Raw genomic sequence first — 14,226 nt, forward strand, 5'->3', positions numbered from 1 at the left:
CGTTAGACGGTGACTTGAGTGCCGACTTCGACGACGCGGCCCGTCGGGATCTGGAAGAAGTCCGTGGCGTCGTTGGCGTTCTTGGCCAAGGTAATGAAAATGCGGTCCTGCCACAGCGGCATGCCCGAATGGGCCGCGGGGCGGATCGAGCGGCGCGAGAGGAAGAACGAGGTCGACATGATGTCGAACTTGAAGCCCTCGCGCTTGAGCAGCGACAGCGTGCGGGGGATGTTGGGCGTCTCCATGAAGCCGAACCGCATGACCACCCGGTAGAAGCCCGGCCCCACCGGATCGATCCGCACCCGCTCGGATTCCGGCGCCCGCGGCCGGTCCATGGTCTCGACGGTGAGCACCACGTTCTTCTCGTGGATCACCTTGTTGTGCTTCATGTTGTGCAGCAGCGCCGCCGGGGCGATGTCGGGATCGCTCGTCAGGAACACCGCCGTGCCCTTCACCCGGTGATACGAGGCACTCTTCTCCAGCATGCCGACGAGTTCGACCAGCGGCACGTCGGTCTTGCGGGTCTTGTTGACGAGGATCGCCACGCCCCGCACCCAGGTCCACATCATCAGCATCAGCCCGCCCGCGAGCATCAGGGGGACGTAGCCGCCCTCGTGCACCTTGAGCAGGTTCGAAAGCATGAACAGGAACTCGAGGACGATGAACGGCGCCATCACGAGGCCAGCGACCACGGGCGTCAGGCGCGCGACCTTCCACAGCACCACGTAGGCCATGGAGGCGGTCAGCAGCATCGTGCCGGTGACGGCGATGCCGTAGGCCGAGGCGAGCGCCGAGGACGAGCGGAACGTGACCGCCAGGATCACGACGCCGAGCGCCAGGAGCATGTTGATCCGCGGCAGGTAGATCTGGCCCGAATGCGCCTCCGAGGTGTGGCGGATCTCCATGCGCGGCAGCATGCCGAGTTGGATCGCCTGCCGCGACAGCGAGAACGCCCCGGTGATGACCGCCTGGCTCGCCGTCACCGTGGCGATGGTGGCGAGCAGCACCATGGGGATCAGGCCCCATTCGGGCACGAGTTGGTAGAACGGATCGGTGGTCTCGGGCTTGGCCAGCACCAGCGCGGTCTGGCCGAGATAGTTCAGCACGAGGCAGGGCGCGACGAGGAACAGCCACGCCACCTGGATCGGCCGGCGCCCGAAATGGCCGAGATCGGCGAACAGGGCCTCCGCCCCCGTCACCGCCAGGAACACCGCGCCGAGCGCCACCAGCGCGCCGGTGCCGTGGCCGAGCAGGTAATGCAGCGCGTACCAGGGATTGAAGGCGGCGAGCACGCCGGGATTGCCGACGATATAGGGGATCGCGGCGGCCCCCAGCGCCAGGAACCACACCACCATGACCGGCCCGAAGAAGGTCGCGACGCGGGCGGTGCCATGGCTCTGGACCGCGAACAGGCCGACGATGATCGCCACCGTGATCGGCAGCACGACACCGTCGAAGGCGGGCGTGACGAGCTTGAGGCCCTCCACCGCCGACAGCACCGAGATCGCCGGGGTGATGACGGAATCGCCGTAGAACAGCGAGGCCCCGAGCAGCCCTAAGACGAACACGAGCTTGGAACCGCCGAGCGCCTGACGGGCCTTGGCCATCAGCGAGAGGATGCCGCCTTCGCCGTTGTTGTCCATCCGCAGCAGGATCGCGACGTACTTGATCGTGACGATCAAGAGCAGCGCCCAGATGATGAGCGAGGTGGTGCCGATCACCTCCTCGGGCAGCAGGATGCCGTCGACGCGGGAGGGGGCGAGCGCCTCGCGGAAGGCGTAGAGCGGGCTCGTGCCGATATCGCCGTAGACGACGCCGACCGAGCCGACGGTCAGCGTCCAGAAGCCGGTGCGGGCGTGGCCGTGGGCCGCTTCCGCGGAGGCGTCCGCGGCCCCGGCGGCGGTCGCAACGGGGCCGCCCTCGCCGGGCGCGGGGCCGCCGGCGCCGGACGCCGGAGGCGTGGCCTGGGCGGAAGCCGGGCGGGGATCGGCCGGCAGGCTCGGGCTGGCAGGCTGGGTCATCGGACCATGGGGTTCGGGTGCGCGCATCGTCGGCAGGACTCTGCCGGAATCGCGTGAAGGGGGTGCGTCGGTCGCCCAGTCGGGCGCCGGCCCGCCGCCGGGGCAGGTGCCCTCGCGACGGAGGGACGCGCCGGGGGCGTCGGATGTCTCGGGGTCGCAAGGTTCGGGCCGGACATCACGGCCTCGCGGGGCGCTCAAGCTCGGTCGGCTTTATCACGCGGCACGGGCCCCGGATACGGCTCCGGGGCCGGCAGTCTTTCCGGGGCAGGCGCGCCTTACTCGGCGGCGTCGCGCTTGCCCTGGCCGAAACGGCGCTCGATGTAGTCGATGACGATGCCCTCGAAGTCCTTGGCCAGCGTCGCGCCGCGGAGCGTCATCGCCTTCTTGCCGTCGATGAAGACCGGGGCGGTCGGGGTCTCGCCGGTGCCGGGCAGCGAGATGCCGATGTCGGCGTGCTTCGATTCGCCCGGCCCGTTGACGATGCAGCCCATCACCGCGACGTTCAGGCTCTCGACGCCCGGATAGGTCTTCTTCCACTCCGGCATGGAGGTGGTGATCCAGTTCTGGATGTCGCGGGCCAGCTCCTGGAACGTGGTCGAGGTGGTGCGGCCGCAACCGGGGCAGGCGGCCACCAGCGGCACGAACGTCCGGAAACCCATGGTCTGCAGGAGTTCCTGGGCGGCCTTCACCTCCACGGTGCGGTCGCCGCCAGGCTCGGGCGTCAGCGAGTAGCGAATCGTGTCGCCGATGCCCTCTTGCAGCAGCACGCCGATGGCGGCCGAGGCCGCGACGATGCCCTTCGAGCCCATGCCGGCCTCGGTCAGGCCGAGATGGATCGCGTAGTCCGAGCGGCGCGCGACCTCGCGGTAGACCGCGATCAGGTCCTGCACCGCCGAGACCTTGGCCGAGAGGATGATGCGGTCCTGCGGCAGGCCGAGTTCCACCGCGCGGTCGGCGGAGGTCAGCGCCGACTGCACCATCGCCTCGCGCATCACCGCGCGGGCATCGATGGGCTTCGCCGAACGGGCGTTCTCGTCCATCAGGTGCGTCAGCAGGGCCTCGTCGAGCGAGCCCCAGTTCGCGCCGATGCGGACCGTCTTGCCGTACTTGATCGCCTGCTCGACGATGGTCGAAAACTGGACGTCCTTCTTCTCCTTGAAGCCGACATTGCCCGGATTGATCCGGTATTTGGCCAGCGCCTCGGCGCAGGCCGGATGGTCGGACAGGAGCTTGTGGCCGATATAGTGGAAATCGCCCACCAGCGGCACGTGGCAGCCGATGCGGTCGAGGCGCTCGCGGATCTTCGGGACGGCGGCGGCCGCCTCGTCGCGATCCACGGTGATGCGCACCAGTTCCGAGCCGGCCCGCGCCAGCTGGGCGACCTGGGCCACGGTGGCGTCGATATCGGCGGTGTCGGTGTTGGTCATCGACTGCACGACGATCGGCGCGCCGCCGCCGACGGTGACCGCCCCCTCGCCCTCGCCGATCTGCACGCCGACGGTGCGGTGGCGCGGGGCGGGCCCTGCGATCTCCGGCCCGCGCATGTTCGGGCTCTGAGCCTCGATCGGGTTTGCCAGGGCGTCGGGAGCTTCCATGACTTCCATCGTGCCTTCGCGGGTCGTCTGAACCTGTCCGCGCGTGCCGGCCTCGGGGCGTCCCGCGGGCGCGGAAACGATCCTATCCGAATCCGGCGCGATCCGCGACCTGCCGCTCACGCCCGCGCGAACGGATGCGGAGCCTGCCGTGTATTCAAGGCCGCTTCCATGTCGCATCCGAAGCGGGATGTCGAGCGCGGGCACCGCGAATGCAAGGATGTCGCCGCGTGGCCCGCGCGTTCACCTGTCATGCACCGGGTGCCTGCAAGCCGCGCTTGCTGAGCGGGTCAAAGCACCGCACGGAACCGGATGCTGCTTTGCACCATCTAAGAACGCACTGCAATAATTCGGCGAGGCACGATGGACAGGATCAGCTCCGAGGCGAGCGACAGCCCGACGGCATCGGAGATGCCCGGCGATGACGCTCACAATCCTGTGACCGTGGTCCCGAGCCCGATCGCCCACACGACCCGTCCGGGCGAAGGCTTTCGCGGGCTGGCCGGGCCGCGGGCCGAGAAGGCGGTGGCGCTGGCGCTCCAGGGCGGCGGCTCGCACGGCGCCTTCACCTGGGGCGTGCTCGACGCGCTGATCGAGGACGGGCGTGTCGCCTTCGAGGCGGTGACGGGCGCGAGCGCGGGCGCCATGAACGCCGTCGTCCTCGTGGACGGCTGGCTCGCGGGCGGGCCGGACGGGGCGCGCGCCGCCCTCGCGGCCTTCTGGCGCGAGGCGAGCCTGGATGCCGACCTCAACCCGATCAAGCAGAGCTGGATCGACGGCCTGTTCCACGTCTGGAAGGGCAATCCCTTCGTCGAGGCATGGCTGAAGATGCTCAATCCCGGCCCCTATGCGGCCAACCCCCTCAACATCAATCCCCTGCGCGGCGCGCTGGAGCGGGTGGTCGATTTCGAGCGCCTGCGGAAGTCTGAGACCGCCAACGTCTTCATCTCGGCCACCAACGTCTGGACCGGCAAGCTCGCGGTGTTCGAGCGCGAGCGCCTGACCGCGGATCACCTCCTGGCCTCAGCCTGCCTGCCCACCGTGTTCCAGGCGGTGGAGATCGACGGCGTGCCCTATTGGGACGGCGGCTATCTCGGCAATCCGGCGCTCTACCCGCTGCACGAGGCGCGCACCCGCGACATCCTGCTGGTACAGATCAACCCTGTCGAGCGCCGCGAGACCCCGCGCACGGCGCAGGACATCCAGAACCGGCTCAACGAGATCACCTTCAACGCCAACCTGATGCGGGAGCTGCGCGCGATCGACTTCGTGCACGGCCTGATCGAGGAGAACGGGCAATCGGTCGAGGGGCTGGCGCCCGTCTTCCTCCACCGCATCGACGGCACCGACCTGCTCGACGACCTCGCCGCCTCCTCCCGCCTCGACGCCCGCTGGCGGATGATCGAGCGCCTGCGCGACAAGGGCCGCGCCGCGGCCAAGGCTTGGCTCGACGAGGGGTATGGCGAGGTCGGCGTGCGCTGCACGCTCGATCTGAAGCAGGCGTATCAGTGAGCCGCTCGCCTGCGGCGCGAACGCCGCCGCAGGCCCCGACGGGCCGTACGGCGAAGGGGGATTCGCCTAGCGAGTTCGCTTGGCGAGCCGGCTGGGATCGCGGGGACGCTTATCGGTCGCCCGCGCCCGACAGCAGTTTTTCGATCTGCGCCATCCCATTCTCGCGCGCTTTATCTTCGGTTCGGAGGTCGCGATCCGATCTTTGGGCGAGCTTTCCATTCTTGCGGATCGCCCATTGGAACGAGCCCCCCTCCTTTTTCGGAGAAAGAATTTCGAGGCTGTAGGGGTGCGTTGCCGAATTGGTCATCAACCGACAATGCCATGCTCAGCCGCCGGGACCAAGAGCGAGTCACGCGGGGCGAATCTCGATCCGACCCACGACCGAAGCCTCAGCTCACGGAGGCGACCGCCGGCGACCGAGGCACATCGGAACGACGGCGCGATTTCGCTTGCGCCTTCTTCGCTGCGCACATAAAGATATCTTTATGTCTAGCGAGAGCAGCCACAGGACGGCCTCCCCCGCAGCGTCGGTGCCCTTCGCCGAGGCGCTGGCCGTGCTGCGCGCCGCCGCCGAGGAGACGCGGCTGCGCATCCTGGCGCTGCTGGCGGAGGGCGAGCTGTCGGTCTCCGACCTCACCGACATCCTGGGCCAGTCGCAGCCGCGCATCTCGCGCCATCTCAAGCTGCTGGTCGAATCCGGGCTGATCGAGCGCCACCGCGAGGGGGCCTGGGCGTTCTTTCGCCTGCGCGAGGCGGCGGTCGGCTTCGTCGAGCCGCTGATCGCCGCGCTCCACCGCGAGGCACCGCCGCTTTCCGAGGACCGCGCCCGGCTCGATTCGGTTCGGGGCCAGCGGGCGGAGGCCGCCCAGACCTTCTTCGCCCGGCTCGCGCCCAAATGGGACCGGCTGCGCTCGCTCCACGTGCCCGAGGCCACCGTCGAGGCGGCCGTGCTCGACGCGCTGGGCGACCGGCCGATCCGCCACATGGTCGATCTCGGCACCGGCACCGGCAAGATGCTGGCCCTGCTGGCCCCCCGCGCGGGCCGCGCCACCGGGCTCGATTCGAGCCACGCCATGCTCTCGGTCGCCCGCGCCAATCTCGAACGGGCCGGCCTGTCGCGGGTCGATCTGCGCCAGGGCGACCTGCACGCGCCGCCCTTCGGCCGGGCCGGCTTCGATCTCGTGGTGCTGCACCAAGTCCTGCACTACCTCGACGATCCGGTGCGCGCACTGCGCGAGGCGGTGCGGCTCGTGGCACCCGGCGGGCGCCTGCTCGTGGTCGATTTCGCGCCCCACTCCCTCGAGCATCTGCGCGAGACCCAGGCCCATCGCCGCCTCGGCTTCGCCGCCGAGCAGGTATCGGGCTGGCTCGTGCAGGCGGGCCTCGGCCGGGTCGAGAGCCGGACTCTCGCCCCAGACGACGGCACCGAGCACCCGCTCACCGTCACCCTCTGGCTCGCGCACGACGCCGCGGCGGCGGAGCAGCCCGAACGGGCGGTGGCCTGATACGGTCAAGCCGACACGACCCAGACACGATCGAACGACAAGACCACACGAGGACAAGGGGACGATTTCGATGCCCAGCGCTTCCCAGCACCGCGCCAGCCGCGACGGCTTCCGCCCGATCCGCGTCTCGATCGAGTTCTTTCCGCCCAAGACCGAGGAGATGGAAAAGATCCTCTGGTCCTCGATCGAGCGGCTGTCGCCGCTCCAACCCAAATTCGTCTCGGTGACCTACGGCGCGGGCGGCTCGACCCGCGAGCGCACCCACAACACCGTCGCCCGGATGGTGCGCGAGACGGGCCTCAAGCCCGCCGCCCACCTCACCTGCGTGAACGCCACGCGGGAGGAGATCGACGCGGTGGTGCAGTCCTACTGGGATGCGGGCGTGCGCCACATCGTGGCGCTTCGCGGCGACCCGGCCGAGGGCGTCGGCTACACCTACCGGCCCCATCCCGGCGGCTACGCCCAGACCTCCGACCTCGTGGCCGGCATCAAGCGGATCGGCGACTTCAAGGTCTCGGTCTCGGCCTACCCGGAAAAACACCCCGAAGCCGCCTCGCTCGATGCCGACATCGACGCCTTGAAGGCCAAGGTCGATGCGGGCGCCGACCAGGCGATCACCCAGTTCTTCTTCGACAACGAGATCTACCTCCGCTACCGCGACAAGGTGCGCGCGGCCGGGATCGACATCCCGATCATCCCCGGCATCCTGCCGGTGCAGAACTTCAAGCAGGCGGCCAACTTCGCCCGCCGCACCGGCGCCTCGGTGCCCTACTGGCTGGCCGCCCGGTTCGAGGGCCTGGAGAACGACGTCGAGACCCGCCGGCTGGTGGCCGCCGCGGTCGCCGCCGAACAGGTGCTCGACCTCGTCGATCAGGGCGTGGAGGACTTCCACTTCTACTCGATGAACCGCTCGGACCTCGTCTACGCCATCTGCCACCTGCTCGGCCTGCGCTCGCAGGCCCCGGCCAAGCTGGCGGCGGCGAAGGCGGCGTAACCGCCTTCCACCCCTCGCCCTCATCCTGAGGTGCCCGCGGCACGCGGGCCTCGAGGAGGGCTCCAGGGATCACTGCGCCTTCTGGAGGGCTCCCCCAGAGCCCTCCGCCTCGCTCCGGCACCTCAGGATGAGGTGGGTTGATGGGACCGACGCTTTCGGCCATCGCCTTCGGAAACCCCCAGGATCGTCCGACATGACCACCTTCCCCCCCGTCGACGGCACCGAGATCGAGCGCGCGCTCCGCGAGCGGGCGGGGCAAAAAATCCTCGTCCTCGACGGGGCGATGGGCACGGTGATCCAGCGCCTGAAGTACACGGAAGAGGACTTCCGGGGTGAGCGGTTCAAGGACCACGGCCACGACCAGAAGGGCAACAACGACCTCCTGATCCTGACCCAGCCCGACGCGATCCGGCAGATCCACCTCGACTACTTCCTCGCGGGTGCCGACGTCTGCGAGACCAACACCTTCTCCGGCACCACGATCGCCCAGGCCGATTACGGCATGGAATCGATCATCCACGAACTGAACGCGGAAGGCGCACGGCTCGCCCGCGAGGCCGCCGCCCTCGCCGAAAGCCAAGATGGCCGCCGCCGGTTCGTGGCCGGTGCCATCGGCCCGACGAACCGCACGCTGTCGATCTCGCCGGACGTGAACAATCCCGGCTACCGCGCCGTGACGTTCGATGGGGTGAAGCAGGCTTATGTCGAGCAGGTGCGCGGCCTCATCGACGGCGGCGCCGAGCTGATCCTGATCGAGACGATCTTCGACACGCTCAACGCCAAGGCCGCCATCGCCGCTGCGTGGCAGGTGTTCGACGAGACCGGCATCCGCCTGCCGATCCAGATCTCGGGCACCATCACCGACCTGTCCGGCCGCACCCTGTCGGGCCAGACCCCGGGGGCGTTCTGGAATTCGCTGCGGCATTCCTCGCCGCTCACCTTCGGTCTCAACTGCGCGCTCGGCGCCAAAGAGATGCGCGGCCACATCGCCGAGCTGTCGCGCATCTGCGACACGCTCGTCTGCGCCTACCCGAATGCGGGTCTTCCCAACGAATTCGGCCTCTACGACGAAAGCCCCGAGGCCATGGGCAAGCTGGTGGGCGAGTTCGCCGAGTCCGGCCTCGTCAACATGGTCGGCGGCTGCTGCGGCACCACGCCGGACCACATCCGCGCGATTGCCGAGGCCGTCGCCGACAAGAAGCCGCGCGAGATCCCCGAGATTCCCCGCCTGATGCGCCTGTCGGGTCTGGAGCCCTTCGTGCTGACGAAGGAAATCCCCTTCGTGAACGTCGGCGAGCGCACCAACGTCACCGGCTCGGCCAAATTCCGCAAGCTCATCACCAACGGCGACTACGCCGCCGCGCTCGATGTGGCCCGCGATCAGGTCGCGGCCGGCGCCCAGGTCATCGACGTCAACATGGACGAGGGCCTGCTCGACAGCCAGAAGGCGATGGTCGAGTTCCTCAATCTGGTCGCCGCCGAGCCCGACATCGCCCGCGTCCCGGTGATGGTCGATTCCTCGAAATTCGAGGTGATCGAGGCCGGCCTGAAGTGCATCCAGGGCAAGCCGATCGTGAACTCGATCTCCATGAAGGAGGGCGAGGACAAGTTCATCGAAGCCGCCAAGGTGTGCCGCTCCTACGGCGCGGCGGTCGTCGTCATGGCCTTCGACGAGCAGGGCCAGGCAGATTCCTACGAGCGCAAGGTCGAGATCTGCACCAAGGCCTACACCATCCTCACCGAGCAGGTCGGCTTCCCGCCGGAAGACATCATCTTCGACCCGAACATCTTCGCGGTGGCCACCGGCATCGAGGAGCACAACCCCTACGGCGTCGCCTTCATCGACGCCACGCGCACGATCCGCGAGACCCTGCCCCACGCCCACATCTCCGGCGGCGTCTCGAACCTGTCCTTCGCCTTCCGCGGCAACGAGCCGGTGCGCGAGGCGATGCACGCGGTGTTCCTGTTCCACTGCATCAAGGCCGGCATGGACATGGGCATCGTCAACGCGGGGCAGCTCGCGGTCTACGACGAGATCCCGGCGGAGCTGCGCGAGCTGTGCGAGGACGTGGTCCTCAACCGGCGCGACGACTCGACCGAGCGCCTGCTGGAATCCGCCGAGCGGTTCAAGACCGGCGCCTCGGCCCAGGCCAAGACCGCCGACCTGACGTGGCGCGAAGCCCCAGTCGCCAAGCGCATCGAGCACGCGCTGGTCAACGGCATCACCGAGTACATCGTCGCCGACACCGAGGAGGCCCGCCAGGGCGTCGAGCGCCCGCTCCACGTCATCGAAGGCCCGCTGATGGCCGGCATGAACGTGGTCGGCGACCTGTTCGGATCGGGCAAGATGTTCCTGCCGCAGGTGGTGAAGTCGGCCCGCGTGATGAAGCAGGCGGTGGCCTATCTCGAACCCTTCATGGAGGAGGAGAAGCGGGCCAACGGCGGCACCGGCCAGCGCCAGGCCGCCGGCAAGGTGCTGATGGCGACCGTGAAGGGCGACGTCCACGACATCGGCAAGAACATCGTCGGCGTGGTTCTGGCCTGCAACAACTACGAGATCATCGATCTCGGCGTGATGGTGCCGGCCGCCAAGATCCTCGAGACCGCCAAGCGCGAGAACGTCGACATCGTCGGGCTCTCCGGCCTCATCACCCCCTCCCTCGACGAGATGGTGCATGTGGCCGCCGAGATGGAGCGCGAGGGCATGGAGATGCCGCTGCTGATCGGCGGCGCCACCACCAGCCGCGTCCACACCGCGGTGAAGATCCACCCGGCCTACGCCAAGGGGCAGGCGGTCTACGTGACCGACGCGAGCCGCGCCGTCGGCGTGGTGTCGAGCCTGATCTCGAAGGAGACCCGCGGGGCGACCGTCGAGCGGGTGCGCGCCGAGTACCGCAAGGTCGCCGACGCGCATGCCCGCTCGGAACTCGACAAGCAGCGCCTGCCGCTCGCCAAGGCGCGCGCCAACGCCTTCAAGGTCGATTGGACCGGCTACGCGCCGAAGAAGCCGAGCTTCACCGGCACCCGGGTGTTCGGCGCCTACGAGGTCGCCGACCTCGTCCCCTACATCGACTGGACGCCGTTCCTGCAGACCTACGAGTTCAAGGGCCGCTACCCGGCGATCCTCGACGACCCCGAACAGGGCCCGGCGGCCCGCGCCCTGTTCGAGGATGCGCAGGCCATGCTCAAGCAGATCGTGGACGAGCGCTGGTTCAACCCGAAGGCGGTGATCGGCTTCTGGCCGGCCAACAGCGTCGGCGACGACATCGTGCTCTACACCGGCGAGAGCCGCTCAGAGAAACTCGCGACCTTCCACGGCCTGCGCCAGCAGCTGTCGAAGCGCGACGGGCGCCCCAACACCTGCATTTCGGACTTCGTGGCTCCCGCAGAGACCGGCATCGCCGACTATGTCGGCAGCTTCGTGGTGACCGCGGGTCTCGAAGAAGTGCGCATCGCCGAGCGCTTCGAGCGGGCCAACGACGATTACCGCTCGATCCTCGTCAAGGCGCTCGCCGACCGCATCGCCGAGGCCTTTGCCGAGCGCATGCACGAGCGCGTCCGCCGGGAGTTCTGGGGCTACGCGCCCGACGAGGGCTTCGCCATCGACGAGCTGGTGCACGAGAAGTACGATGGCATCCGCCCGGCGCCGGGCTATCCGGCCCAGCCCGATCACACCGAGAAGGTGACGCTGTTCGACCTGCTCCAGGCCGAGCGCCGCATCGGCGTGAAGCTCACCGAGTCCTACGCCATGTGGCCGGGCTCGTCGGTGTCGGGGCTCTATCTGGCGCACCCGCAGGCGCATTACTTCGGCGTCGCCAAGGTCGAGCGCGATCAGGTCGAGGATTACGCCCTGCGCAAGGGCATGGACGTGGCCGAGGTCGAGCGCTGGCTCGGGCCGATCCTCAACTACGACCCCAGCCGCTACCTCAAGGCCGCCGCCGAATAAGCCACGCCGAATAGGTCACACTCGGCGCGGGATCGTTCCCGTGCAGGCACTTTGGCCTTGCCGGGCGGGGCCTCACGGGGGCAAGCCGACGGACCGACCGGGGCGGCGACGCCTCGGTCCCTTCAGGAAACACCCCGATGCGCCCCACGCTCCTCGTCCTCGCCGCCGCCCTGGCCTGCGGCCTCGCCGCCTGCAACAGCACGGATTCCCGCGGCTCGGGCCTGTCGCAGTCCTTCGACACCGGCAATTACCGCCGCTCGAACGACACCAACGGCACGATGGACCGCAAGGACGTGAACCGCGCCTACACGCAGCCCTCGCTCCCCTCGATCGCCAACCGCGGTTTCTGATTCTTTTCGAGAACAGGCGGCCGGGTCTCACCGGCCGCACGCGCTTCACCCCACCCGCGCCCTCGGGATGAGGGTGGTGGAAGGGAGGCACCGGGTGGCGGGCGCGGCATCCACAGCCTTCCGCGGGCTTCGCCTCGACCGGCGGGTGGGCCCTGTGCCAGCCTCGCCTTCGTGCAAACCTCCAAAGAACTCTCGAAACACCAGCTCGCCGACCTCGTCCGCGCCGCCGCCCTGACCGAGGGCGCGGCGATCGCCGCCTTCCTGCGCGACGAGGCGACCGCCTTCGCCAGCAACCCGTTTGCCGCCACCAAGGCCGGCGCGGTGCGCCATACCTGGGGCGGGCAGGCCTTCGAGTTCCGCGTGCTGGGTGTGGCCGCCGCCGGCCTGTCCGGGCTGCTGGAAGCGGTCGCCGCGCTGCCCCCCGACGAGGCCCTGGTGCAGGAGATCGTTCGGAGCGGCCCGCACACGTGCTGCGTCCTGCTCGATTCCGATCGCACCCGCGTCGTTGGCGCGGTGCTCTACGCCAAGCCCGGCATCCCGCTGCCCGATCTCGCCCCGCCGGCCCCGCCCGCGCGTCCGGCCCGGCGCGCCAAAATCCCGGCGGCGCAGCTCGACCTGTTCGCCTGAATCCGCCTCACGGCGACGTGTGGGCGGGCGACTCCCGCCTGCACGAAGTTTCCGGTAGGCTCAGTTCACGATCCGGTCCGGCGGGACGCGATGCGGCGCCTTCTCAAGTTCCTGCACACCATGGGGGCCATCGGGCTCATGGGGGCGATGGCCGCCCTGCTGGTGCTGCTCGGGCGGGTGCCGTCGCCGGCCGCGATCGAGAGCTACGCCCTGATCCGCGGCGCCATGGGGGCGGTGGCGACGTGGCTGTTCCTGCCCTCGCTGGCGCTCACCCTGCTCGCCGGCCTGCTCTCGATCGCGCAGCGCGCCTTTCACAATGCCGGCTGGGCCTGGGCCAAGCTCGCCACCGGCATCGTGATGTTCGAGTGGGGGTTTGTGGGCGTGCAGGGGCCGATGCAGGAGGAGGCGCGCCTGAGCGCCGAGGCGCTCGCCGGCCGCGGCAACCCGGCGAGCCTGGGCCAGGATCTCGGCGCGGAGCGCGGCACGCTGTGGGTGCTGTTGTTCATTGCGACGCTCAACGTCGTGTTCGGAATCTGGCGGCCGCGATTGATCAGGCGCCCACAACCGGCAAGCTGATTTTGGCAATCGAGGCCAATCGCCTGATCGGCCAAAGCAATTTATGTTAAATTTGGGCGAAACCTTCCATTAATCGCTCACCGTCATCAATGCGCGCACACATTGCGTGGGGTTGAGTGGTGATTGCGCGTTGGAAGGTTGCGGCCGCCGTCTTCGGACTGTGCTCGTTCATCGCTGTCGAGGTGCAGGCTCAGGAGCGGGTGCTGCGTCTCGGCTATCTGTTCTCGCCGACATCGCAGCTCGGCGCGGGTGCCGAGCGCTTCGCCAGCGAGGTCGCCGCGCGCACCGGCGGTCGGGTCCGGGTCGAGCCCTATCCCAACGGCACCGTCGGCGGCGAGGTCGAGATGGTGGAGGAGTTGCGCGCCGGCCATCTCGACATGGCCTTCATCACCAGCGCGCCCTTCGCCAGCGTCCTGCCGGAATTCGGCGTGTTCGACATCCCGTTCCTGTTCCGCGACGCCGCCCACGCCCACGCGGTGTTCGACGGGCCGATCGGCCGCGACTACCTGCAGAAATTCGCCGCCAAGGGGCTGGTAGCGCTCGCCTGGGGCGAGAACGGCATGCGCCACATCACCAATGCCCGGCGTCCCATCGCCGGCCCGGAGGATCTCAAGGGCCTGTCGATGCGGGTGCCGCAATCCGAGATCATGCTGACGGGCTTCCGCAGCCTCGGCGTGAAGGCCGAGCCGCTGGCCTTCCCGGCCCTCTACGGCGCCCTGCAATCGGGCCAGTTCGACGGGCAGGAGAACCCGATCGCCGTCATCAGCGCCTCGCATTTCGAGCGGGTGCAGAAGCACCTGACGCTCTCCGGCCACGTCTATTCCTGGGCCGCGCTGGTCATGTCGCGATCCGCCTGGGACGCGCTCTCCGAGGACGAGCGGGCGGCCTTCACGGCCTCCGCGCAGCTCGGCGGACAGGTCTCCCGCGAGGTCGCCGGCAAGGCCGAGCGCGAGGGCGTCGCGACCCTGCGCCAATCCGGCATGAGCGTGGTCGCCACCATCGACCGCGCCGCATTCGAGCGGAGCCTGGAGACCGCGACCGCGGGCTTCAGCCAGACCTTCGGTGCCGAGACCATCCGGCAGATCAAGTCCGTCCAGTAAGGC

11 protein-coding genes are annotated in these 14,226 nt (G+C 69.0%); 8 read left to right on the top strand and 3 right to left on the bottom strand.

Features of this window, described 5'->3' with window-relative positions:
- Window positions 1-2 precede the first annotated feature (2 nt).
- Window positions 3-2,021 (bottom strand): potassium transporter Kup, encoded by a 2,019-nt coding sequence (locus ASG52_RS21800; RefSeq protein ID WP_056247751.1) that lies wholly within the window; start codon window positions 2,019-2,021, stop codon window positions 3-5.
- 275 nt (window positions 2,022-2,296) lie between these two features.
- A complete protein-coding gene (ispG, locus tag ASG52_RS21805) occupies window positions 2,297-3,625 on the bottom strand; it encodes a flavodoxin-dependent (E)-4-hydroxy-3-methylbut-2-enyl-diphosphate synthase (RefSeq protein ID WP_056247753.1) in 1,329 nt (442 codons plus the stop codon).
- Between the two features lie 351 nt (window positions 3,626-3,976).
- Here ispG and ASG52_RS21810 point away from each other — a divergent pair, with 351 nt between their 5' ends.
- Window positions 3,977-5,125: a patatin-like phospholipase family protein gene (locus ASG52_RS21810; protein ID WP_056247755.1), complete on the top strand. Its 1,149-nt coding sequence runs from the start codon at window positions 3,977-3,979 to the stop codon at window positions 5,123-5,125.
- A gap of 109 nt (window positions 5,126-5,234) precedes the next feature.
- Here ASG52_RS21810 and ASG52_RS26695 read toward each other — a convergent pair whose 3' ends face one another.
- Complete coding sequence (locus ASG52_RS26695) at window positions 5,235-5,432, bottom strand: hypothetical protein (RefSeq protein WP_082552682.1); 198 nt, start codon at window positions 5,430-5,432, stop codon at window positions 5,235-5,237.
- A 178-nt stretch (window positions 5,433-5,610) separates the two neighbouring features.
- On the opposite strand from ASG52_RS26695, the gene ASG52_RS21815 reads away from it, so the two are divergent.
- The 7 genes from ASG52_RS21815 (at window position 5,611) to ASG52_RS21845 (ending at window position 14,223) form a co-directional block, all read left to right on the top strand.
- A complete protein-coding gene (locus ASG52_RS21815; RefSeq protein ID WP_056247757.1) occupies window positions 5,611-6,630 on the top strand; it encodes an ArsR/SmtB family transcription factor in 1,020 nt (339 codons plus the stop codon).
- Window positions 6,631-6,700: 70 nt separating this feature from the next.
- Complete coding sequence (metF, locus tag ASG52_RS21820; protein WP_056247759.1) at window positions 6,701-7,624, top strand: methylenetetrahydrofolate reductase [NAD(P)H]; 924 nt, start codon at window positions 6,701-6,703, stop codon at window positions 7,622-7,624.
- A gap of 193 nt (window positions 7,625-7,817) precedes the next feature.
- The gene (metH, locus tag ASG52_RS21825) at window positions 7,818-11,570 is read left to right on the top strand and encodes a methionine synthase (RefSeq protein WP_056247761.1); all 3,753 of its coding nucleotides are present in this window, start codon (window positions 7,818-7,820) and stop codon (window positions 11,568-11,570) included.
- A gap of 137 nt (window positions 11,571-11,707) precedes the next feature.
- Complete coding sequence (locus tag ASG52_RS21830) at window positions 11,708-11,920, top strand: hypothetical protein (RefSeq protein ID WP_056247764.1); 213 nt, start codon at window positions 11,708-11,710, stop codon at window positions 11,918-11,920.
- A 171-nt stretch (window positions 11,921-12,091) separates the two neighbouring features.
- Window positions 12,092-12,547, top strand: a complete 456-nt coding sequence (locus ASG52_RS21835) for a hypothetical protein (RefSeq protein ID WP_056247769.1) — start codon at window positions 12,092-12,094, stop codon at window positions 12,545-12,547.
- Between the two features lie 90 nt (window positions 12,548-12,637).
- Window positions 12,638-13,123 carry a hypothetical protein gene (locus ASG52_RS21840; protein ID WP_056247772.1) on the top strand — a complete coding sequence of 162 codons (486 nt, stop codon included), beginning with the start codon at window positions 12,638-12,640 and terminating at the stop codon, window positions 13,121-13,123.
- 116 nt (window positions 13,124-13,239) lie between these two features.
- Window positions 13,240-14,223: a DctP family TRAP transporter solute-binding subunit gene (locus tag ASG52_RS21845; RefSeq protein ID WP_286159135.1), complete on the top strand. Its 984-nt coding sequence runs from the start codon at window positions 13,240-13,242 to the stop codon at window positions 14,221-14,223.
- Window positions 14,224-14,226: the final 3 nt, after the last annotated feature.

The organism is Methylobacterium sp. Leaf456, from assembly GCF_001425465.1.
Lineage (GTDB): Bacteria > Pseudomonadota > Alphaproteobacteria > Rhizobiales > Beijerinckiaceae > Methylobacterium.

Bases quoted from the DNA above. Each gene is read 5' to 3' on its own strand.
- metF (WP_056247759.1), top strand. From the start codon at position 6,701: ATGCCCAGCGCTTCCCAGCACCGCGCCAGCCGCGACGGCTTCCGCCCG.
- ASG52_RS26695 (WP_082552682.1), bottom strand. From the start codon at position 5,432: ATGACCAATTCGGCAACGCACCCCTACAGCCTCGAAATTCTTTCTCCG.
- ispG (WP_056247753.1), bottom strand. From the start codon at position 3,625: ATGGAAGTCATGGAAGCTCCCGACGCCCTGGCAAACCCGATCGAGGCT.
- ASG52_RS21815 (WP_056247757.1), top strand. From the start codon at position 5,611: ATGTCTAGCGAGAGCAGCCACAGGACGGCCTCCCCCGCAGCGTCGGTG.
- metH (WP_056247761.1), top strand. From the start codon at position 7,818: ATGACCACCTTCCCCCCCGTCGACGGCACCGAGATCGAGCGCGCGCTC.
- ASG52_RS21810 (WP_056247755.1), top strand. From the start codon at position 3,977: ATGGACAGGATCAGCTCCGAGGCGAGCGACAGCCCGACGGCATCGGAG.
- ASG52_RS21800 (WP_056247751.1), bottom strand. From the start codon at position 2,021: ATGACCCAGCCTGCCAGCCCGAGCCTGCCGGCCGATCCCCGCCCGGCT.
- ASG52_RS21840 (WP_056247772.1), top strand. From the start codon at position 12,638: ATGCGGCGCCTTCTCAAGTTCCTGCACACCATGGGGGCCATCGGGCTC.
- ASG52_RS21830 (WP_056247764.1), top strand. From the start codon at position 11,708: ATGCGCCCCACGCTCCTCGTCCTCGCCGCCGCCCTGGCCTGCGGCCTC.